This window comes from Myceligenerans cantabricum, assembly GCF_054777735.1.
In genome coordinates this window covers 1,001,493-1,022,686 of record NZ_BAAHAJ010000009.1, presented here as the reverse complement: position 1 = coordinate 1,022,686, position 21,194 = coordinate 1,001,493, and the positions used below count along the sequence as shown (strand labels likewise).

Below are 21,194 nucleotides of genomic sequence, written 5' to 3'. Positions count from 1 at the left end.
CGATGTCCCGAGCGATGTCCCAGCAGAAGCCGTCCCGCCGCGTCGCGGCGGCACTGACCGCCGTCGTCGCCGGGCTAGCGGTGTGGCTCGCGCCGGCGGGCGCGGCGAGCGCCCGGCCGGCGGACGGTCCGCCCGCCGGCGCCGCGACGGAGGCGGAGGCCGACGCCGCGGCGCAGGTCCTGACCTGGACCGCGGACAACAGCGTCACCGAGTACGCCTCGGCGCCCGCCACCGCCACGGCGGGGCCCACCACGATCGTCTTCGAGAACAGCGAGGCGACCGGCAACACGATGGGGATGAGCCACACCCTGACGTTCGACACCTCGGGAGGGGACTACAACGACGACGTCACGCTCGACATCCTGGCCAACCCGCTGGACGCCGACGGGGGCCGCCACGAGGTCGAGGTCGACCTGGCGCCCGGCACGTACCGGTACTTCTGCGCGATCCCGGGGCACGGCGCGATGTCGGGCGAGCTCGTCGTCACCGAGGGCGGCGGCGAGGACACCGCACCGCCCACGGTCACGGCGGAGGTCGCCGGGGACCAGGACGCCGACGGCGCCTACGTCGGGTCCGCGACCGTCAGCCTCGCGGCCGAGGACGCGGACTCCGGCGTCGCCGGCGTCGAGTACTCGCTCGACGAGGCCGGGTACGAGCCGTACACCGCTCCGGTGGTCGTCTCCGGGCCGGGGGCGCACCTGCTGGAGTACCGGGCCACGGACAACGCGGGCAACGTCTCCGAACCGGGGACGGTGCGGCTGGACGTGGTGGAGGGCGACGGGGAGGACGCGACGGCGCCGGTGGTGTCCGCCGAGGTGACCGGCGACCTCGACGAGACCGGTGCCTACGTCGGGTCGGCGACCGTGAACCTCACGGCGTCGGACCCCGGCTCGGGGGTGGAGTCGGTCGAGTACGACCTGGACGGCGCGGGCTACGCCGCCTACACCGAGCCCGTCGTCGTCGACGCCCTGGGCGAGCACACGGTGACGTTCCGGGCCACGGACAACGCCGGGAACGTCTCCGAGCCGGGTTCGGCGACCTTCACGGTCACCGAGGCGGCGGAGGAGGACACGACGCCCCCGGACGTGACGGCGGAGGTGACCGGCGAGCAGGACGCCGACGGCGCGTACGTCGGCTCGGCGACCGTGCAGCTCCTGGCCGAGGATCCCGGCTCGGGGGTGGAGTCGGTCGAGTACGACCTGGACGGCGCGGGCTACACGGCCTACACCGACCCCGTCGTCGTCGACGTCAACGGTGCCCACACCCTGTCCTACCGGGCCACGGACGCCGCCGGGAACGTGTCGGAGCCCGGCGCGGTGGACCTGGTGGTGGTCGGCGGCGGCGAGCCGCCGGACACGACGCCGCCGATCGCGTCGGCCGAGGTGAACGGGGACCAGGACGCCGAGGGCGCCTACCTCGGCACGGCCACGGTGACGATCACCGCACGGGACTCCGGCTCGGGCGTGGCGATCATCGAGCACGCGCTGGACGGCTTCGCGTTCCGCGAGTACGACGGCCCGCTGGAGGTCACCGAGCCGGGCGCGCACGCGCTGCGGTACCGGGCGACGGACAACGCCGGGAACGTCACCTGGACCGGGACGCTCACGTTCGCCGTCTCGCGGGAGGGGACCGACGCGTGCCCCGCCTCCGACGAGCGGGAGACGGTGGTCGTCGGGGACGTCGACAGCGGCGTGGCGAACGTCGACACCGGCAACGGGTGCACCGTCGCCGACCTGGTCGACGCCGGCGGGGCCTGGGTGGACCACCGGGCGTTCGTCAGCCACGTGCGGCAGGTCGCCGACCGGCTCGAGGAGGCCGGCGTCGTCACCGACCGGGAGAACCGGCAGCTGGTGAGGGCGGCCAGGCGGTCCGACGTCGGGCGGTAGCGGACGGTTCTCCCGTGCGTTCCGGTGCTCGTTCCGGGGCGGGGCGCCGCCGAGCGGCCCCCGTCCTGGATAGGGTGCGGTCATGACAGAGTTGTCACCGCTGAGGGTCCAGGGCACCGATCTCGTCGACCGGGCCGGAACGCCTGTCAGGCTCACCGGCGTGGGGCTGGGCGGCTGGATGAACATGGAGAACTTCATCACCGGCTATCCCGGCACCGAGGAGAACCTGCACCGCGTCCTGACCGATCGCATGGGGCGCGAAGCCCACGACGCCTTCTTTCAATCGTTCTACACATCGTTCTTCGACCGGGCCGACGCCGCGTGGCTCGCCGAGCTGGGCATCAACAGCGTCCGCATCCCCTTCAACTACCGGCACTTCGAGGACGACGACCGGCCGTTCGAGCTCAAGGAGGAGGGCTTCGCGCGGCTGGACCGCGTGGTCCGCCTGCTCGCCGACCACGGGATCTGGTCGATCCTCGACCTGCACGCCGCACCGGGCCGCCAGAACCACCACTGGCACAGCGACAACCCCACCCACGTGCCGGAGTTCTGGACGCACCGGCACTTCCAGGACCGCGCGATCCACCTGTGGGAGGCGCTCGCCGACCGGTACCGGCACCGGCCGGAGGTGGCGGGGTACAACCTGCTCAACGAGCCGGCGGACGAGTCGGGCACCGTGCTGCCCGCGTTCTACGCGCGGGCGGACCGGGCCATCCGGGCCATCGACCCGGACACCGTGCTGTTCCTGGACGGGAACAAGTACGCCACCGACAACTCCGTGTTCGCCGAGCCGCTGGACAACGCCGTCTACACCGCGCACGACTACGCGCTTCCCGGGATCGCCCGGGACGCCGGCGGGTACCCCGGCACGACGCGGGGGGAGTGGTTCGACCGCGGGACCGTGGAGCGGGACTTCCTGCGACGCACCGCGTTCCAGCGGGAGACCGGGACGCCTGTCTGGATCGGCGAGTTCGGGCCGACGTACCCCGACGCCGAGCCGTGGCGCTACGACATCCTGCGCGACCAGCTCGGCATCTACGCCGAGCACGGTGCCTCGTGGGCGCTGTGGACCTACAAGGACGTCGGGCTGCAGGGGCTCGCCTCCGCCCGCTCCGACTCGCCGTACCTGACGCGGATCGCCGACGTCCTCGCGCTCAAGGAGCGCCTCGGCGCCGACTCGTGGGGAGGCTCCGACGCCGGTGTGCGGGACATCCTCGACCCCGTCGACGCTCTGTTCGACCGCGAGTTCCCCGACTACGCGCCCTGGCCGTGGGGCCGCAGGCCGCACGTCGCGGTCCTCGTGCGGCACATCCTGCTCGCCGAGCCGCTGGCGGAGAGGTTCGCCGACGCGTTCCGGGGGGTCTCGCCGGACGAGGCGGCCGAGCTCGCCCGGTCGTTCGCCCTGGAAAAGTGTGCCAAGCGCCACCTGCTGGCCGACACCCTCCGCGCGCACCTGACGGATGGGTAGGCCCTGGCGCGTGCTTCCCGGGCGGCAGCGCCGTGACCCCTCCGGGCGGCTAGCAGCCCGGGACGACGATCCCGGGGGACCGCAGCGGCGCGGGAGCGGTGCCGGTGAGCGAGATCTGCTCGTTGCCGGCGAGCGTGAGGTTCCCGGTGGGTGCGAGGCCGTCGCGGTGCACGACGGCACCGGTGACCGGGTGCGCCAGCATGCCGGTCACCGCCACCGGGTCGCCGGACCGGTCCAGGGCGACGCGCCAGCCGCGGGGAAACCGCACCGTCACGCCGTCGCCGGTCGTCACGACCACGCCGTCGTGCCGGACGGTCTGCGTCCACTCGGTCCCGCCGACCGTGCGGGTGTAGCGCACCTCGTCGACGCCGTCGGGCAGCGTTCCGGTGCACCACACCGAGCCGTCGGGCCGGACGAGCAGGCCGCAGAGGCGTTCCACGGCGTCGAGCACGAAGAGGACCGCCGGGGAGTAGTCGTCGGTGTACCCGGCCGCGCCGGTCCACGGGTCGAGGGTCTGCGGGAATCGCCCGGAACGAGCCACGGCGGCCAGTGCGGGCCGCAGGATCCAGGACAGCTCGGTCACGTGCCCGTGGTGCTCGAACGCTGCGGGGGTGCGGACCAGGGTGAGCAGGTTGGTGGGGCCGCCCCAGGAGTTGCGTCCGGCGTCGTGGTCGAACCGCGGGTCGCTGAGGGACACGGAGGTGAGGGGGACCGCCGCGAAGAAGTGCCGGTCGTGCAGCAGATAGCGGCGCAGGGCCTCGCGGAACAGCGCGCCGTCGCCCGCCTCGCAGGCCAGGACGCGCAGCAGCACGTCGGACACCAGGCGTACCGGCGAGCCCGTGGCATCGTGGTCGAACCAGCATCCGGCCTCGTCGTCCCACAGGGCTTCGAGCGCGGCCGCGCTGTCCCGCGCGGCGGCGCGCCAGCGTGCCGGGTCGTGGCCCAGCTCCTCGGCGGCGCGCGCCAGGTAGACCCGGTTCGCGTACTGGTTCGCGGTGAGGTCGGGCGCGACGAACGGGAGGCGCGGGCTCGCGGGGTCGTAGGCCGCGGGGTCGCCCCCGGGCGTCGTGTCGGGGACGTGCCAGAACCTGGGTGAGGCGTCGTGCCCGGTGTCGAAGGTGCAGAACGCCTCCACGCCGCCGCTGCCCCGGGTGTCCCGGTGGCGGGCCACCCAGGCGTCGTCGTCGGCCATGGCCCGGTACATGGTGCGCAGGAACGCCGTGTCGGCGGTGCGGCGGTAGAGGTCCCACACGCTCCGCGCCAGCGGGGTGACGCGCTGGATCTGCCGGTGGGCCGGGCCGTCGTCGGTGACCTTGTAGGGGAGCAGGCCGTCGGCGCGGGCGTGCCGTGCGAGCAGCAGCATCGTGTCGCGGGCGACGCCGGGGGCGAAGCGGCCGAGCAGCTCCGCCCCGATCGTTGCCGTGGACTCCAGCCAGGTTCCCGGGTACGGGCCGCCCTCGACGAGGACCGGCGGCGAGGCCGGGCCGCCGAGCGGCCGGACGACGCGCTCCAGCGCCGCCGCGGCCGCCGCGTGGGCGGCCGTCAGCTCGGCCGCGGCGGTCCCGCCCCACGCCTCGAGCCGTGGGGCGGGACCGTGCGCGGGGACGCTCACCGCACCGGCCTGCGGACCCGGTCCGCACGGCGTGCCGCGTCGGTGCCGGGAAGGTGGCTCGTGCACCGGGGCGTGCGGTGTCCGGCGCTCACTCCAGCGCCGCCGACAGCTCGTCCACGAACGCCTGGGCGGCGTCCTCCGGAGTGGCGCGCTCGAACATCACGTCCTGGTTGAGGCGCGTGGTGGTGTCGTTGAGGATCGAGCCGCCCTCCGGCTGCGGCGGTGCGGGCTCGGCCTCGACCGTGGACTGGAACGCGGCGACCTCCTGGTCGCTCTCCGAGAGGTCCTGCTCGATGGCGGCGACGACGTCGTCGTTGAAGCTGAGACCGCGGTCGGCGAGGATCGAGGAGGCGGCCTCGGGGCTGTTCACGAGCCAGTCCACCAGCATCGCCGCGGCCTCCGGATGCTCCGTCCGCGCGCCGATGGCCCAGAACTGGGACGGCAGGACGGTGGTGCCCGGCTTGGTGAACTCGGACTCGCCGGGCACCGTCAGGAGCACCAGGTCGTCGCCCGAGGCCTCCTCGTAGGTACCGAGCAGGTTGGAGTAGCCGAACGTCATCGCGGCCCTGCCGGTGCCCATGAGGGTCAGCTCCGGGCTCTGCGCCTCGAACTCGACCGTGGTCTCGGCGTCGGGCTGGGCACCCGATGTGATGAGCCCGCGCTCCATCTCCCAGAACTCCGTGAGGGTGGCCGCGTCCACGCCGAGGGTTCCCTCCCAGGTGTAGATGCCACCGTCGCGCTGCCCGGCGTAGACCCCCAGGATGTCGTTGACGCGCATCTCGAACCCGTACGTGTCCTCCGGCAGCTCCCGTGAGAGGTCGGTCGCGAGGTCGGCGAACTCGTCCCAGGTCATGTCGGCGGTGTCCTGCGGGACCTCGATCCCCGCCTCGTCGAACAGTGCGGTGTTGGCGATGAGGGCGATCGCGTTGCCGCCGGTCGGGGCGCCGTAGACGGTCCCGTCGACGGTGGCGTTCGTGGTCTCTGCCTCGTCGAACGCCGACATGTCGAGATCGTCCGGCAGCGAGCCGAGGTCCAGCAGGGCGCCGTTGGCGCCGTACTCCAGCGGATAGGCGCCACCGAGGGCGAAGACGTCCGGCGCGTCACCCGCCGCGGTCTGCGTGGCGAGCTTGTCGAAGTAGGGCTCGAAGTCGCCGGACTCCGGAACCACGCTGATGTTCGGGTGCTCCGCCGTGAAGGCGTCGATCGCCTCCTGGGTCGCGGCGGCACGTTCCGCCTCGCCCCACCACGCCAGGCGCAGCTCGATCTCTTCGTCGGGGCCGGCACCGTCGCTGCCGCCCCCGCAGGCGGCGAGGAGGAGTGCTGCTGAGCCCGCGGCCGCGGCCGCGGCCGCGCCATGGCGGGTGAATCGCGTAGTACGCATCGTTGCGCCTCCGAGAGGAATCGTTTTTTACACCGCGTGCGCGACAACGTATGCTCCGGCTTTGAAACGTGTCAATCGAGTGTTGGTCACGGTTCCGCTTCGATGACGAGGAGGTCATGCGTGAGCAGCATCGACGAGTTGCGGACGATCCTCCGCCGGCGCGGGCCCGCCGGGCGCGCCCCCGCCGCCGCGGGCGGGACCAAGACCCGGTACCCCGACAAGGTGACCGCCCACCTGTTCCTGCTGCCGTGGCTCGTGGGTCTCGTCGCGTTCACGGTGGGCCCGATCCTGGTCTCCTTCTACATCTCGCTCACCGACTACAACCTCCTGCGCCCGCCGGAGCTCGTCGGGCTCGAGAACTACACCGCGATGTTCGCCGACGACCGGCTGTGGACTTCCCTGCGCGTCACCGTCGTGTACGTCCTGACGGGCGTGCCGCTCCAGCTGCTCCTCGCGCTCGCCATCGCGCTCATGCTGGACCGGGGGCTGCGCGGGCTGGCCTTCTACCGCTCGGTCTTCTACCTGCCCTCGCTCCTGGGCGGGTCCGTCGCGGTGGCCATCCTGTGGCGTCAGGTGTTCGGGGCCGACGGCATCGTCAACCAGGCGCTCGCGCTGGTGGGCGTCGACGGGCCGGGCTGGATCTCGAACCCCGACACGGCGCTCGGCACCATCGTGGTGCTGCACGTGTGGACCTTCGGGTCGCCGATGGTGATCTTCCTGGCCGGGCTGCGACAGGTCCCGCGCATGTACTACGAGGCCGCCGAGGTCGACGGCGCGGGCCGCTGGCGACGCTTCGTGTCGATCACCCTGCCGCTTCTCAGCCCCATCGTCTTCTTCAACCTGGTGCTGCAGACGATCTTCGCCTTCCAGGCGTTCACCCAGGCGTTCATCGTCTCGGGCGGTACCGGCGGACCGAGCGACTCGACGCTGTTCTTCACCATGTACCTCTACGACAAGGGGTTCGCGAACTTCGACATGGGCTACGCCTCGGCGATGGCGTGGTTCCTGCTCGTGGTGATCTGCGCGACCACCGGGCTCAACTTCTGGCTCTCCCGGTTCTGGGTCTTCTACGACGACGGGAGGAGCTGACCGTGCGCCGTCGCATCCTGAGCCTGCTCAAGCACGTAGGGCTGATCGCGTTCAGCCTGGTGATGATCTATCCGCTGCTCTGGCTGGTCGTGGCCTCGCTGCGGCCCGAGGACGAGATCTTCCGCGACCTCGGGCTCGTCTTCGCCGACCTCTCCCTCGACAGCTACCGTGACGGCTGGACCGCCCAGGCCCAGCCGTTCAGCACCTACCTGATCAACTCGATGGTCCTGGTGGTCGGCGCGATCGTGGGCAACCTGATCTCCTGCTCGCTCGCCGCGTACGCGTTCGCCCGGCTCCGGTTCCCGGGGCGCACCCTCTACTTCGCGGTGATGCTCGCGACCATCATGCTGCCCGTCCACGTGGTGATCGTTCCCCAGTACGTGATCTTCTCCCAGCTCGGCTGGGTGAACACGTTCCTTCCCCTGGTGGTGCCGAAGTTCCTCGCCACCGACGCGTTCTTCGTGTTCCTCATGGTGCAGTTCATCCGTGGTCTGCCGCGAGAGCTGGACGAGGCGGCGCGCATCGACGGCGCCGGTCATCTGAGGGTCTTCGGGCAGATCATCCTGCCGCTCATGGTGCCGGCGCTCGCCACGACGGCGATCTTCACGTTCATCTGGACGTGGTCGGACTTCTTCGGGCCGCTGATCTACCTGACGACCCAGGACAGGTGGCCGGTGTCGCTGGCGCTGCGAGGGTTCCTGGACGCGTCGTCCTCGTCGAGCTTCGGCAGCATGTTCGCGATGTCGGTGCTGAGCCTGCTGCCGCTGTTCATCGCGTTCCTGCTGGGCCAGCGCTACCTGGTCAAGGGGATCGCCACGACAGGCATCAAGTAGCGGCCGGTGCCCCGGCACCGTGCGGGGGCGTGCGTCGTCGTCGCGCCGGGCTCAGCGCCGTGCCAGGTCCGCCGCGCCGACGATGCCCGCCTCGTTGCCCTGCTGGGCGAGCTCGATCTGCGCCACGGGGCGGTGGCCGAGCGCGGAGAGCTGCGCCTCGTACCCGTGCCGCACGGGACCGAGCAGCAGCTCGCCTGCCGCGCCGACGCCGCCGCCGATGACGAAGATCTCGGGGTCGAGCAGCGCCGCCACGGACGCCGCGCCCTCGCCGATCCACCTGCCCAGCGTCGCGAGCAGCTCGATCGCGAGCGGGTCGCCCTCCTTGGCGGCCTGCGTGACCTGCGGCCCGCGGATCTTCTGCGAGGACCCTCCGGCGAGCTCCAGCAGCCGCGCGGCGCGCTCCGGGTTGGCCACGGCGGCGTGCTGCGCATCCCGCACCAGCGCGGAGCCGGAGGCGTACTGCTCCCAGCAGCCCTCGTGGCCGCACCCGCAGTAGTGCCCGTCCGGCACCACGCGCATGTGCCCCACCTCGGCCGCGGCGCCCCACTTACCGCGCACCAGCTCGCCCCCCACGATGACGGCGCCGCCCAGACCGGTGCCGACGGTCAGCATGATCAGGTCGGTGGCCGCCTTGCCGGCGCCGAACCGGAACTCGGCCCAGCCGGCGGCGTTGGCGTCGTTCTCGACGACGATGGGCGCGTCGGAGTCGATCAGCGCGCCCACCTTCTCCGCGAGCGGGTACTCGCGCCACGCGATGTTCGGTGCGAAGTTCACGCTCTTGCGGTCGGGGCTCACGAAGCCCGCGGCGGCCAGGCCGATCGCGCCGACCTCGTGCTCCTTGGCCAGCTCCGTCACGGCGTCGGCGATGGCGCGGTCGATGTCGGCCACGTCGTCAGCCATCGTCTCGCGCCGTACCTGGGCGAGGATCTGCCCGTCCTCGTCGACCACGCCCACCGCGATCTTCGTGCCGCCGATGTCGACTCCGATGGCGTGCATGACGTCGTCCTTCACTGTCGCAGGGGTCTTCGTGGCAGGCGCCCGCGAACCCCGGCCCGAAGGCCGGTGCACGGGCGCGGACACCAGAGTATCCGTCTGCCGCAGGGCCCTGGCACCCTGTCCAGGTGCGTGCACGACTCCGTCGACAACCATTGAGACGCGATCTCAGCCGCACCTGAGACCCGGTGCACATCGACGAAGGTTTTCCCGGTATGTTGGCTGCCACGATCTTTACTGCCACTGGAGTCAGCATGAACGAGGTCCACGCACCGCAGCTCGTCGAGCTGCCCCCCACCTACAACACGAACACGCTGCTCACCGACCGGGTCAGCGTCGATCCGGCCAAGCACCTGATGGAGCGCCCGGACGGCGCCGGGGGCTGGATCCCTGTCACCGCGGGCGACTTCGACGCCCAGGTGGTCGCCGCCGCCAAGGGCCTCGTGGCCCGCGGAGTCCAACCCGGGGACAGCGTCGCGATCATGTCGGCGACCCGCTACGAGTGGGCGCTGCTCGACTTCGCGATCTGGGCCGCGGGCGCGGTCACGGTGCCGATCTACGAGACGTCGAGTGCCGAGCAGGTCGAGTGGATCTGCAGCGACGCGAAGGTCACGCTCGTGGTCGCCGAGTCGCCCGCCCACGCCGAGACCGTCAGCGAGGTGCACGACTCGCTCCGTGACCTGCGCGAGATCCTCGTGATCGAGGACGGCGCCGTCGAGACTCTCAGCGCCGACGGCGCCGGGGTCGAGGACGCGGAGATCACCCGCCGCCGCGCGCTCTCCGGCCTGGACGACATCGCCACCATCATCTACACCTCGGGCACGACGGGGCGCCCGAAGGGCGTCGAGCTCAGCCACCGCAACTTCACGTCGCTCGCGGTCAACGGGGTCAAGGACAACCCGGAGGTGTTCTCCGACGGCGGACGCACCCTCCTGTTCATCCCGATGGCCCACGTCTTCGCGCGGTTCATCCACGTCCTCGCCGTCGCGGCCGGGACCACGACCGGCCACTGGGGCGACACGACGACGCTCGTCGACCAGCTCGGCAGCTTCCGGCCGACCTTCATCCTCGCGGTCCCGCGCGTGTTCGAGAAGGTGTACAACACCGCCGAGCAGACGGCGGCCGCGGGCGGCAAGGTGAAGATCTTCCACTGGGCGGCGCGCACGGGCATCGCGTACTCCCGCGCGCTCGACACGCCGTCGGGCCCGGGCCTGGGCCTGAAGCTCCAGCACAAGGTCGCCGACACGCTCGTCTTCTCCAAGCTGCGGGCCAAGCTCGGCGGGCGGGCGCGGTACGCGGTCTCGGGCGGCGGCCCGCTCGGCGAGCGCCTCGGGCACTTCTACCGCGGCCTCGGCGTCAACATCCTCGAGGGCTACGGGCTCACCGAGTCCACCGCGCCCACCAGCGTGAACAAGCCGGATGCCCAGAAGGTCGGGTCGGTCGGCCGCGCACTGCCGGGCTGCAGCATGGCCATCGCCGACGACGGCGAGGTCCTGCTCAAGGGGCACGGCCTCTTCGGTGCTTACCACGACAACGTCTCCGCCACCGCGGAGTCGTTCACCGACGACGGCTGGTTCCGCACCGGCGACCTCGGCGAGATCGACGAGAACGGCTTCCTCACCATCACGGGCCGCAAGAAGGAGATCATCGTCACCGCGGGCGGGAAGAACGTGGCGCCGTCGGTCCTGGAGGACCGGATCCGCGCGCACGTGCTGGTCAGCCAGTGCGTCGTCGTCGGCGACAACCGTCCGTACATCGGCGCCATGGTCACGCTCGACGCGGAGGGCCTGCCGGGCTGGCTGAAGATGCACGGCAAGCCGGCGATGGACGCCGAGGAGGCCCGGAAGGACCCGGACGTGCTGGCCGCGCTGGACCAGGTGGTCACCCGCGCGAACAACGCCGTCTCGAAGGCGGAGTCGATCCGCAAGTACACGGTCATCCCGGGCGACCTGACCATCGAGAACGGCTACCTCACGCCGAAGCAGTCGGTGCGCCGCCCGGTGGTCCTCAAGGACTTCGACCCGGAGGTCGAGCGCCTCTATGCGGACAAGAACAAGGACTCCCTCCATCTGACCTGATCGGGCCGGAGCCGCAGCACGACGACGGCGGTCCGGGGCACCTTCCGAGCGGGGGTGCCCCGGACCGCCGTCGTGCGTCACGACGCCGACCGACCAGGCGAGGGTCAGGCGAGGGTCACATGCCCAGGTCGGAGTCGTCGATGATCTGCCCGGCGGGCGGGGCCTCGATCTCGACGGGCTCACCGTGGTCCGTGAACTCCATCGTGACGGTGAGGTCCTCGCCCTCCTCCGGCATCGTCATGACGACCCGGTGGGGCTGGTCCTCCTCGTCGAGGAAGTACTCGAGGTCCATGGCGCCCAGCCCGGCCGCGGCGCTCTCGTCGAGACCGAACGCCTCAGGGTCCTCGACCTGCGACATGTCCACCGTCACCTTGTAGTGGTGGGTCTCCACGCCGTTGATCGTCTCGGTGCCGACCTCCTCGACCTCGGAGATCGCACCGTCCATCGCCCGGGTCTGGGCCGAGAGGTCCGCCTGGTTGAGCTGTTCGGTCAGCTCGCCGAACTCGGCAGCGTCCTCCATCTCCTCGGCGTCGACATGGAGGTACTTGTCCTGGGTCAGCGGGCCCATCTTCATGTAGAAGCTGCTGTCCACGAGGATCATGTCGATCGTCACGCCCTCGACGTCCACGGCCATCTGCATGGCGGTGTCCTCCAGGGTGGCACCGGTCTGCATGGCGCCCTCGAAGCCGGCGCCGGTCATGTCCTGTGCCTCGGCGGCAGGCCCGGAGAACGTCGCCGTGTACCGCATCGAGCTGGCGAGCTCCTGCGCGGCGGTCGAGCGCTCGACGAAGTTGTCTGCGGTGATCGCGGTGTAGCCGGCCTCGGTGGCCTGCGGCGCGGCCGACTCGGACGTCGCCGTGTCTGCCGCTCCGGGGTCCTGGGCGGCGCCGTCGGCACCGCCCTGACATGCCGTCAGAGCGATCGTGGCGGCGCCCGCGGTGACGAGCACGGCGATCTTGCGGGTGATTCGCACCTGCGTTACCTCCTTGTGGCGCCGGCGCCGCCCGGGGCCCGGGCGGCAAGCAAACCAGCAGCCAAAGCATGCTTCATGTGGTCACGGGGTTGTCGCAAGCCGCGGTGGTCTGCTATGCGAAGCTGGATTCGCCGCAGAATTCACCCCCGGATTCACCCACGAGCCCCGTGCGCGGCTCAGACCCGTGCGCCCGGGTCGTCGTCCTCCGGGTCGCGGTGGTGCGGCATGCGCCACAGGAGCACGCCGAGCCCGGCGACGAACAGGCCGATGGCGACCTGGCCCACCAGGGCGGGGAGGCTGAGCGCCGGGATCGCGGCCACGACGATCATGCTCACGAGCGCGAGGACCGGGATGCCGGCGACGGCGAACCACGCCATCGTGAGCAGCGGGTCCTTGTCGCTGAGCAGCGGCTCGGGCTCGGGCGGCGTGAAGTGGGAGTCCGCCTCCTCCAGCGCCTCCACCTCGGGAGTGACCGGCCAGTCGCGCGGGCCGGACGGACGCCGGACGCCCGGGGCCGAACGCTCGTCGGGAGTCTCGCCCTGCGCGCCGGACGACTCCTCGTCGTCCTGCGGCCGGGCGGCGGACGGTGCGTCCGCACCACGGTCGCCGTCGGCGCGCGGATCTTTCGCACCGTTCGCACCGCTCTCGGTGGCGTCGGCAGCGCGTCCGGAGTCCGTGCCGCTGCCGGGGGAGTCGGCACGTCGCAGGCCGTGCGCCGGGCCGGGCTGCCCCGAGAGCGTCGTCCGTGTCGCCGTCCCCGGGGGCTCCGTGCCGAGGTCGCCCAGCGAGGCCACGAGGTCGGCGAAACGCTCGTCGACGGTCTCGTCGGGCAGCTCGTCGGCGTCAGCAGCGTGGTCGTTGGTCTCAGGACCAGCGTCTTCGCTACGGTCTGCGGGGGGTGTCGGCTCGTCGGGCAGGTCGTCGTCGCGGTCGTCCGTGTTCGAAGCGGCCATGGGGCACACTCTAGATTGCAGATCGGGCCGGCAAGGACTCCGGGCCCGGTTCCGGGCGAGGAGGACTCTTGTTCTACTGGGTGATGAAGCACGTGCTGGTGGGGCCGTGGCTGAGGTTGGCGTACCGGCCGTGGGTCGAAGGACGCGAGCACGTGCCGCGTCGTGGTGCCGCGATCCTGGCCGGGAACCACCTGGCCGTGATCGACTCGTTCCTGCTTCCGCTGATGGTGCCGCGCCAGGTCAAGTTCCTCGCGAAGTCGGACTACTTCACGGGCCGCGGCCTCAAGGGCCGGATCACCGCCTGGTTCATGTCCGGGATCGGGACGATCCCGATCGACCGGTCGGGCGGCGCCGCGAGCGAGGCGGCGATCAGCACCGGCCTGCGCGTCCTGTCCCAGGGGGACCTGCTGGGCATCTACCCGGAGGGCACACGCAGCCCCGACGGGCGGCTGTACAAGGCCAAGACGGGTGTGGCGCGGATGGCGCTGGAGGCGGGCGTCCCGGTGGTCCCGGTGGTGATGGTGGGGACCGACCAGGCGCAGCCCGTGGGCCGCACCGTCCCGAGGTTCATGCCGCTCGGCGCGCGGTTCGGCGAGCCGCTGGACTTCTCGGCCCTGGCGCACCGGGCGGGGGACCACGCGACGCTGCGCGAGGTGGCCGACGAGATCATGGAGGCGATCCTCGCGCTGTCGGACCAGGAGTACGTCGATGTCTACGCGGCGACGGAGAAGGCGAGCACGGCGACGGGCCGGGCGCCGACACCCGCGACGCGCTACCTCCCGACACGCCGCCCGCCCAAGTGAGGCGGTGATCGGTCTGTGGACAAGTACGCGGTACGGACCGGGTTGCGTCAGTAGGATGACGAGGACAGGGCCGGTGCCGCCGGGCAGGCGCGCCGCCCGTACGGAACTCCCCAACCGAGAGGTGCATCAGCGATGGCTGTTCGTCGCGTGGCTCTGCTGACCGCCGGGGGCTTCGCCCCCTGCCTGTCGTCCGCGGTCGGTGGATTGATCGAGCGCTACACCGAGCTCGACCCCACGATCGAGATCATCGCCTACCAGCACGGCTACCACGGCCTGCTGACAGGTACCAAGGTCGTCGTCGACGACGAGGCGCGGCGGAAGGCGGGGGTGCTGCACCGGTTCGGTGGGTCTCCGATCGGCAACTCGCGCGTGAAGCTGACGAACGTCGAGGACTGCGTGAAGCGCGGTCTGGTCCAGGAGGGCCAGAACCCCCTGCACGTCGCGGCCGAGCGGCTCAAGGCCGACGGCGTGGACGTGCTGCACACCATCGGTGGCGACGACACGAACACCACCGCCGCCGACCTGGCCGCCTACCTGCACGAGAACGGCTACGAGCTGACGGTGGTGGGCCTGCCCAAGACCATCGACAACGACGTCGTGCCGATCCGGCAGTCGCTGGGCGCCTGGACAGCCGCCGAGGAGGGCGCGAAGTTCGCGGCCAACGTCATCGGCGAGCACCGCGTCGGCCCGCGCATGCTGATCATCCACGAGGTCATGGGCCGCCACTGCGGCTGGCTGACCGCCGCCACGGCCGCCGAGTACCGCAAGTGGCTGGACGCCCAGGAATGGGTGCCGAGCCTCGGCCTGAGCCGTGAGCGCTGGGACGTGCACGCCGTGTTCCTGCCGGAGCTGGAGATCGACGTCGACGCCGAGGCGAAGCGCCTGCGCGCCGTCATGGACGAGCGCGGGAACGTGAACATCTTCCTGTCGGAGGGTGCCGGGCTGAACGAGATCGTCGCCCAGCTCGAGGCTGCCGGCGAGGAGGTGCAGCGGGACCCGTTCGGGCACGTCAAGCTCGACTTCGTGAACCCGGGCCAGTGGTTCGCCAAGCAGTTCGCGGAGAAGCTGGGTGCCGAGAAGGTCATGGTGCAGAAGTCCGGCTACTACTCGCGCGCCGCGGCCGCGAACACCGAGGACCTGCGCCTCATCAAGTCGATGACCGACCTGGCCGTCGAGTGCGCGCTGCGCGCCGAGTCCGGCGTGATCGGGCACGACGAGACGGACGGCGACCGGCTCAAGGCGGTGCCGTTCCCGCGGATCGAGGGCGGCAAGGCGTTCGACACGTCGGTCGAGTGGTTCGGCGAGATGCTCTCCGACCTCGGCCAGCCGCTGGTGCCCGCCGCGGCGGCGGCGCACTGACCGGCCGTCGGACCGGGCTCATGAGCACTCTCGCAGAGAACGACCGGGCCGAGGGCCTGGACCACTTCCGCACGCTCGAGGCGCGGCAGCAGCCGGTCTGGCCGGACGCCGACGCGCTGGGCGCGGTGACGGCGCGCCTGGAGCACGCCGCGCCGCTGGCGAACCCGGCCGACGCCGACACGCTCAAGGAACGTCTCGCCGCCGCCGGGCGGGGCGAGGCGTTCCTGCTGCAGGGCGGGGACTGCGCCGAGTCGTTCGCGGACGCGCACGCGGACCGGATCCGCAACAAGGTGCGGACCATCCTGCAGATGGCCGTGATCCTCACCCACTCCGCCTCCACGCCCGTGGTGAAGATGGGGCGCATGGCGGGGCAGTACGCCAAGCCGCGCTCCAGCAACGACGAGACGCGCGACGGCGTGACCCTGCCCGCCTACCGCGGCGACATGGTCAACGGGCACGCGTTCACCCCGGAGTCGCGGATCCCCGCCCCGGAGCGCCTGGAGCAGGCGTACCGGATCTCGTCGGCGACGGCGAACGTCGTGCGGGCCTTCACCACCGGAGGCTTCGCGGACCTGCGCCAGGTGCACGAGTGGAACCGCGGCTTCATGTCGAACCCGGCCTACGCCCGCTACGAGCGCACCGCGGACGAGATCGACCGCGCGATGCGGTTCATGGACGCGTGCGGCGCGGACTTCGACGCGCTCCGCTCGGTCGAGTTCTTCCTCAGCCACGAGGCGCTGATCCTCGACTACGAGCGCGCGCTCACCCGGCACGACCAGCGCACGGGGAAGGCGTACGACACGAGCGCCCACTTCCTGTGGATCGGGGAACGCACCCGGCAGCTGGAGGGCGCGCACGTGGACTTCCTCTCGCGGGTGGCGAACCCGGTCGGGGTGAAGCTCGGCCCGACGACGTCGCCCGCCGACGCGCTGGCGCTGGCCGAGCGGCTCAACCCGGACAACGAGCCGGGGCGGCTCACGTTCGTCGCGCGGATGGGCGCCGCGAAGGTCCGCGACGTGCTGCCGGCGCTCGTCGAGGCGGTCACCTGGGCAGGGGTGAACGCCACGTGGGTGACGGACCCGATGCACGGCAACACGATCACCTCCGACTCCGGCTACAAGACGCGCCGTCTGTCGGACGTGCTCGACGAGGTCGCGGGGTTCTTCGAGGTGCACCGCTCGCTCGGCACGGTCCCCGGGGGCCTGCACATCGAACTCACGGGCGACGACGTCACCGAGGTGCTGGGCGGCGCGGAGGAGATCTCCGACGCGGGCCTGGCGCTGCGCTACGAGACCCTCGTGGACCCGCGGCTCAACCACCAGCAGTCCCTGGAGCTCGCGTTCCAGGTGGCGGAGATGATTCGCCAGTAGTCCGCACGACGACGGCGCGGGTATCGTCCGCACCGCAGGTGCCAGTGCCCGCACGCAGCTTCGACGAGAGAGGCAGTTGATCCGTGCTCTACGCGATCCCCAGCCCGCCCCTGGAGTGGAACGCCATCTCCCTGGGTCCGCTGACGATCCACATCTACGCCCTGTGGCTGCTGGCGGGGATCGCCGCCGCCGCGTACCTCACCCAGCGGCGGCTGTCCCGCAGGGGCGCGCCGTCCGACGTCGTCCTCGACATCGTGCTCTGGGCGGTGCCGCTCGGCATCGTGGGCGCTCGCATCTACCACGTGCTCACGCACACCCAGGACTACTTCTACGCGGGCGCCGACCTGTGGGACGTGGTGCGCATCTGGGACGGCGGCAACGCGATCTTCGGGTCGCTGCTCGGTGGTGCGGTCGGCGCGTGGATCGCGTGCCGCCGGGCCGGGATCCGGTTCTGGTCGTTCGCCGACGCGCTGGCACCCGGGATGCTGCTGGCGCAGGCGATCGGCCGCGGTGGCAACTGGTGGAACCACGAGCTGTTCGGCAGCGAGACGACGCTGCCGTGGGGCCTCGAGATCGATCCCGCCGCGGCGATGTTCCCCGCCGGCGCGGCGGCCGGCACGCTGTTCCACCCGCTGTTCCTTTACGAGGCGCTGTGGAACCTGGTCGGCGCCGGGCTGCTGCTGGTCCTGGACCGGCGGTTCGACCTGCGCTGGGGGCGCCTGTTCGGTCTCTACATGGTCTGGTACGGCCTGGGCCGGGCGTGGCTGGAGCTGCTGCGCATCGACCCGACGAGCGACGTGTACGTGGGCCTGCCCGCGAACTCCGCGGTGGCCATCGTGGTGGCCCTGCTCGGCGTCGTGCTGGTCGTGCTCCGGGGGCGGCAGCACCCGGAGCCGGAGGAGTCCGTGTTCGTGCCGGGGCGCGAGCCGGACGCGTCCGCCGAGGGCGCGGCGGGTGCCGAGGGCGACGCGCAGGAGCCGGGCGAGGACACGGCGGGCGACGGGGCCGCCGGCGCGACGCAGGACGAGGGTTCGCCTGCGGCGGAGAAGGCCGAGCCGGCGGCCGAGGGTTCGGCAGCGGTGGAGAAGGCCGAGTCCGTGCCCGAGCCGGACTCCGAGGTCAAGGCCGAGCCGGACGCCGGGGACGAGCAGGAGCCCGCAGCCGAGGGCGCGGCCGAGCGCGAGGCCGAGGACCCGGCAGACGCGGAGAAGGCCGAGCCCGAGCCCGAGGAGTCAGGCTCGGGGTCCGAGGTCAAGGACGAGCCGGACGTCGAGCCCGAGCCCGTGTCCGAGGACGTGGCTGAGTCGGCAGCCGAGACGGAGGCCGAGCCTGAGTCCGCTGAGCCGGAGTCCCAGGTCGACGACGAAACTGAGGCCGGGTCCGACTCGGAGCTCGACTCCGAGCCTGAGGCCGCCGTGTCCGAGGACGGCTCGGACAGCAGGTAGGCGGTCTCGCGCGGGCGGGTGCTGACGTAGACCACGGCAGCACCCGCCCGCGTCATCGTCGGACGGCCGACATCTCTCCGGTCTCGGACGACGACCCCGGCCCCGGTACCCAGTTGAATGCGCCGTGCTGCTCCACCCACGCCATGCCCACGAGGAGCAGCAGGAGCAGGATCACGACGGTGACCAGCGCCCCGAGCCGGCCCCGCCCGGCCCGCTGGGTCATCGGTACCGCGCCGGCGTGCTGCGTGCTCAACGCCTTCTGCGGCCCGAGCGCGGGCAGCATCGTGTCGGGGATGGGCGTGCCCGGGCGGGGACGCCGTGGGACGGCCGCCGGGCGTGGCTTCGGCGGTTCCTGCGCGGCGAGGTCGTTCGGCGTCGAGTCGAGGACCTCGCGGGGCAGCGCCTTCCAGGTGGCGCGGAGCAGTCGGAGGGCGTCACGGCCGTTGGCGGGGCGCCCGGCGGGGTTGCGCGCGGCGAGGGTGCGCACGAGGTGCTCGACGGCCTCGCCGAGCCCTCCCACGACGGTCGACGGCGCGGGGACGTCGGTGTTCACGTGCGCATACGCGACCTGGATCGGTGTGTCCCCGGCGAACGGCTGCTTGCCGGTGAGCATCTCGAAGGCCATGACGCCCACCGCGTACACGTCGGCCCGCACGTCGCACCTCCCGGTCGAGATGACCTCCGGAGCCATGTAGGCGACGGTGCCGAACACGGTGCCCGTGGCAGTCTGCGTCATCTCGGTGACGGCGCGCGCCAGGCCGAAGTCGGCCACCTTGACGATCTTCCCGTCCTCCCCGAGCAGGACGTTCTCCGGCTTGATGTCCCGGTGCACGACGTCGGCGTCGTGCGCGGCGCCCAGCGCGGAGAGCACCTGGTCCAGGAGAGCGAAGGTGCGCCGCACCGTCAGCGCTCCGTCGCGGACGAGCTGGCGCAAGTTCGTCCCCGGCACGTACTCCATGGTCAGGTAGCTGATGTCGCCGTCGCGCCCCTGCTCGTACATGGCGACGACCCCGGGGTGGGAGAGGCGGCCGGCCGCCTCCGCCTCGCGCCGGAAGCGGGTATGGAACTCCGCGGCCTGGTCGCCCTGGGCGAGGTGCGGGTGCATCACCTTGAGCGCGAGCTCGCGGTTCAGCCGGGTGTCGTGAGCGCGGTACACGGTTGCCATGCCGCCGTGCGCGACGCGTTCGGTGATCCGGTACCGGCTGTCGACCGTCCGTCCCACGAGGGATTCTGGAGTCACGGGTGCCACGGGCCGACAGTGTACGGGGGGAGGGTGACGTGCGGGTATGGGATGTTCTGTCTGCGGACGGCCGGGCCGCGGACCCGCATCGTGCGGTCACGGCCGATAGGATCTACCGGTGAGCACCACCACGCCTGACGGCCCGGATCTTGACGCCCTCGTCGACGAGTGGCTGACCCTCCCCGATCTCGCCGAGGCCCTCGACATCGACTTCGGCCGTGCACGCAGGCTCGTGCGTGACCGGCACGTCGTCGCCATCAAGCACGGCGAGCGCTCCGTGTGGCAGGTCCCCGCGGGGTTCCTGCGCGACGGCGAGGTCATCGGCACCCTGCGCGGCACGATCGTGCTGCTCACCGACGCCGGGTTCAAGGACGCCGAGATCATCGAGTGGCTCCACGAGCACGACGAGTCGCTCGGCAAGCCCCCGCTGGAGGCGCTGCGCGAGGGTCAGCGCGCCCAGGTGCGCCGGGTGGCGCAGGCGTTGTACTGAGCCGGTGACCGGGCGGCCGCGGGCCGGCGTCTTCCGCACCCGGGCACCCGCTCGGTGGCGTGGCCCCGCTCAGGCCTCGCGCTCGACGAGCGCGCGGGCGATCGCGAGGAGCATCTCCCGCCCCGGCCCGGCGAGGTCCGCCTCGCCGAGGCGCTCGAGCGCGGTCTCGTAGAGCTCGTCCACGAGGCGCTCGACGGCGTCGAGCGCACCCGAGCCCACGATGACCTCCCGCACACGCCGCACGGCGTCGTCGGACAGTTCCGCGTCGCCGAGGGACGCGACCAGCAGGTCGCGCTCCGCCCCGGCGGGCAGCCCGGCCATGGTGCGCGCGGCCAGCACGGTCCGCTTGCCCTCGCGCAGGTCGTCCCCGGCAGGCTTGCCGGTCACGTCCGGGTCGCCGAACACGCCCAGCACGTCGTCGCGCAGCTGGAACGCCTCGCCGAGCGGGACGCCTGCGGTGTGGACCCGGGCCGCCTGCCGCTCGCCGGCGCCGGCGAGCAGCGCGCCGAGCTCCAGGGGAGAGGCGACGGAGTATCCGGCCGCTTTGGCGCGCAGCACGGCGTGTGCCCGGGTCTCGTCGGCGGCAGGGTCGGCGCCCCACGGCTCGGCCTGCACGAGCACGTCGAGGTACTGGCCCGTCACGACCTCGCTCTGCATGCGGTCGAAGGCCTCGCGCACCGCCGGGGCGACAGCGGGCAGCCCGGCGAGCGCGGCCGTGAGCTCGCGCTGCGCGGCGATCAGCACGAGGTCGCCCAGCAGGATCGCGCCTGCCTCGCCGAACCGCCCGGGGTCGCCCGACCAGCCGGACGCGGCGTGCCGCGCGGCGAAGGAACGGTGCGCGGTCGGCGCGCCCCGCCGGGTGTCGGAGTTGTCCATCACGTCGTCGTGCAGCAGGGCAGCGGCCTGGAAGAGCTCGAGGGCGGCGCCGGTGCGCACCGCGGCGTCGGCGGCAGGGCCGGACGCCGCGCCGGCGTGGGCGCGGAACGACCACCAGCACAGAGCGGCGCGCAGCCGCTTGCCCCCGGACAGCAGGACGGCGGCCTGGTCCGTGAGGGCGGTGGCGGCGCCGTCGGCCACGGCGCTGACGGCGGCCACCTCCGCGGCGAGGGACGCGAGATGGGTCGCGACGGCTCCGTCGACAAGGGACCGCAGGTCCTCGACGTCGACGAGGGCGGCGGGCGTGGTCGGGAGCACGGACGAGGAGTGGGCCACGGAGCCAGC

The 21,194-nt window shown here is 72.1% G+C and carries 17 protein-coding genes; 10 read left to right on the top strand and 7 right to left on the bottom strand.

Annotation, left to right across the window (positions count from 1 at the left end; translation table 11 throughout):
* The first annotated feature begins 2 nt into the window (after positions 1–2).
* The gene (locus ACYU96_RS13685; RefSeq protein WP_460754278.1) at positions 3–1,886 is read left to right on the top strand and encodes a cupredoxin domain-containing protein; all 1,884 of its coding nucleotides are present in this window, start codon (positions 3–5) and stop codon (positions 1,884–1,886) included.
* An 82-nt stretch (positions 1,887–1,968) separates the two neighbouring features.
* Positions 1,969–3,354 carry a glycoside hydrolase family 5 protein gene (locus tag ACYU96_RS13680; protein ID WP_460754276.1) on the top strand — a complete coding sequence of 462 codons (1,386 nt, stop codon included), beginning with the start codon at positions 1,969–1,971 and terminating at the stop codon, positions 3,352–3,354.
* A gap of 49 nt (positions 3,355–3,403) precedes the next feature.
* Here ACYU96_RS13680 and ACYU96_RS13675 read toward each other — a convergent pair whose 3' ends face one another.
* Complete coding sequence (locus tag ACYU96_RS13675; protein ID WP_460754273.1) at positions 3,404–4,966, bottom strand: MGH1-like glycoside hydrolase domain-containing protein; 1,563 nt, start codon at positions 4,964–4,966, stop codon at positions 3,404–3,406.
* A gap of 88 nt (positions 4,967–5,054) precedes the next feature.
* Positions 5,055–6,347 (bottom strand): ABC transporter substrate-binding protein, encoded by a 1,293-nt coding sequence (locus ACYU96_RS13670; RefSeq protein WP_460754270.1) that lies wholly within the window; start codon positions 6,345–6,347, stop codon positions 5,055–5,057.
* A 120-nt stretch (positions 6,348–6,467) separates the two neighbouring features.
* On the opposite strand from ACYU96_RS13670, the gene ACYU96_RS13665 reads away from it, so the two are divergent.
* Together ACYU96_RS13665 and ACYU96_RS13660 are read left to right on the top strand one after the other, a co-directional pair.
* Positions 6,468–7,436: a carbohydrate ABC transporter permease gene (locus ACYU96_RS13665; protein WP_460754267.1), complete on the top strand. Its 969-nt coding sequence runs from the start codon at positions 6,468–6,470 to the stop codon at positions 7,434–7,436.
* A 62-nt stretch (positions 7,437–7,498) separates the two neighbouring features.
* On the top strand, positions 7,499–8,269 hold the full coding sequence (locus tag ACYU96_RS13660; protein ID WP_460754655.1) for a carbohydrate ABC transporter permease: 771 nt from the start codon (positions 7,499–7,501) through the stop codon (positions 8,267–8,269).
* A gap of 51 nt (positions 8,270–8,320) precedes the next feature.
* Here ACYU96_RS13660 and ACYU96_RS13655 read toward each other — a convergent pair whose 3' ends face one another.
* Complete coding sequence (locus ACYU96_RS13655) at positions 8,321–9,265, bottom strand: ROK family glucokinase (RefSeq protein WP_460754264.1); 945 nt, start codon at positions 9,263–9,265, stop codon at positions 8,321–8,323.
* Between the two features lie 251 nt (positions 9,266–9,516).
* Here ACYU96_RS13655 and ACYU96_RS13650 point away from each other — a divergent pair, with 251 nt between their 5' ends.
* Positions 9,517–11,340, top strand: a complete 1,824-nt coding sequence (locus ACYU96_RS13650) for an AMP-dependent synthetase/ligase (protein ID WP_460754261.1) — start codon at positions 9,517–9,519, stop codon at positions 11,338–11,340.
* Positions 11,341–11,455: 115 nt separating this feature from the next.
* Here the strand turns inward: ACYU96_RS13650 and ACYU96_RS13645 are convergent, their stop codons facing one another.
* Entirely contained in the window at positions 11,456–12,313 is an 858-nt protein-coding gene (locus ACYU96_RS13645; RefSeq protein WP_460754258.1) for a LolA-like protein, read from the bottom strand.
* Positions 12,314–12,489: 176 nt separating this feature from the next.
* A complete protein-coding gene (locus ACYU96_RS13640) occupies positions 12,490–13,266 on the bottom strand; it encodes a hypothetical protein (RefSeq protein WP_460754255.1) in 777 nt (258 codons plus the stop codon).
* A 68-nt stretch (positions 13,267–13,334) separates the two neighbouring features.
* On the opposite strand from ACYU96_RS13640, the gene ACYU96_RS13635 reads away from it, so the two are divergent.
* The 4 genes from ACYU96_RS13635 to lgt all read left to right on the top strand — a co-directional run bounded on the left by ACYU96_RS13635 (position 13,335) and on the right by lgt (position 18,243).
* Complete coding sequence (locus ACYU96_RS13635; RefSeq protein WP_460754253.1) at positions 13,335–14,069, top strand: lysophospholipid acyltransferase family protein; 735 nt, start codon at positions 13,335–13,337, stop codon at positions 14,067–14,069.
* A 132-nt stretch (positions 14,070–14,201) separates the two neighbouring features.
* Positions 14,202–15,428: a pyrophosphate--fructose-6-phosphate 1-phosphotransferase gene (locus tag ACYU96_RS13630; RefSeq protein ID WP_460754250.1), complete on the top strand. Its 1,227-nt coding sequence runs from the start codon at positions 14,202–14,204 to the stop codon at positions 15,426–15,428.
* A gap of 20 nt (positions 15,429–15,448) precedes the next feature.
* Positions 15,449–16,798, top strand: a complete 1,350-nt coding sequence (locus ACYU96_RS13625) for a class II 3-deoxy-7-phosphoheptulonate synthase (RefSeq protein WP_460754248.1) — start codon at positions 15,449–15,451, stop codon at positions 16,796–16,798.
* A gap of 83 nt (positions 16,799–16,881) precedes the next feature.
* Positions 16,882–18,243, top strand: a complete 1,362-nt coding sequence (lgt, locus tag ACYU96_RS13620; RefSeq protein ID WP_460754246.1) for a prolipoprotein diacylglyceryl transferase — start codon at positions 16,882–16,884, stop codon at positions 18,241–18,243.
* A gap of 52 nt (positions 18,244–18,295) precedes the next feature.
* Here lgt and ACYU96_RS13615 read toward each other — a convergent pair whose 3' ends face one another.
* Positions 18,296–19,492, bottom strand: coding sequence for a protein kinase domain-containing protein (locus ACYU96_RS13615; protein WP_460754243.1), 1,197 nt, complete (start codon positions 19,490–19,492; stop codon positions 18,296–18,298).
* A 109-nt stretch (positions 19,493–19,601) separates the two neighbouring features.
* Here ACYU96_RS13615 and ACYU96_RS13610 point away from each other — a divergent pair, with 109 nt between their 5' ends.
* Positions 19,602–19,973 (top strand): Rv2175c family DNA-binding protein, encoded by a 372-nt coding sequence (locus ACYU96_RS13610; RefSeq protein ID WP_460754240.1) that lies wholly within the window; start codon positions 19,602–19,604, stop codon positions 19,971–19,973.
* Positions 19,974–20,042: 69 nt separating this feature from the next.
* Here the strand turns inward: ACYU96_RS13610 and ACYU96_RS13605 are convergent, their stop codons facing one another.
* A complete protein-coding gene (locus tag ACYU96_RS13605) occupies positions 20,043–21,185 on the bottom strand; it encodes a polyprenyl synthetase family protein (RefSeq protein ID WP_460754237.1) in 1,143 nt (380 codons plus the stop codon).
* Positions 21,186–21,194 lie beyond the last annotated feature (9 nt).

Coding starts and splice junctions, on each gene's coding strand:
- ACYU96_RS13660 (WP_460754655.1), top strand. CDS start 7,499: ATGATCTATCCGCTGCTCTGGCTGGTCGTGGCCTCGCTGCGGCCCGAG.
- ACYU96_RS13680 (WP_460754276.1), top strand. CDS start 1,969: ATGACAGAGTTGTCACCGCTGAGGGTCCAGGGCACCGATCTCGTCGAC.
- ACYU96_RS13655 (WP_460754264.1), bottom strand. CDS start 9,265: ATGCACGCCATCGGAGTCGACATCGGCGGCACGAAGATCGCGGTGGGC.
- ACYU96_RS13670 (WP_460754270.1), bottom strand. CDS start 6,347: ATGCGTACTACGCGATTCACCCGCCATGGCGCGGCCGCGGCCGCGGCC.
- ACYU96_RS13625 (WP_460754248.1), top strand. CDS start 15,449: ATGAGCACTCTCGCAGAGAACGACCGGGCCGAGGGCCTGGACCACTTC.
- ACYU96_RS13650 (WP_460754261.1), top strand. CDS start 9,517: ATGAACGAGGTCCACGCACCGCAGCTCGTCGAGCTGCCCCCCACCTAC.
- ACYU96_RS13630 (WP_460754250.1), top strand. CDS start 14,202: ATGGCTGTTCGTCGCGTGGCTCTGCTGACCGCCGGGGGCTTCGCCCCC.
- ACYU96_RS13685 (WP_460754278.1), top strand. CDS start 3: ATGTCCCGAGCGATGTCCCAGCAGAAGCCGTCCCGCCGCGTCGCGGCG.
- ACYU96_RS13640 (WP_460754255.1), bottom strand. CDS start 13,266: ATGGCCGCTTCGAACACGGACGACCGCGACGACGACCTGCCCGACGAG.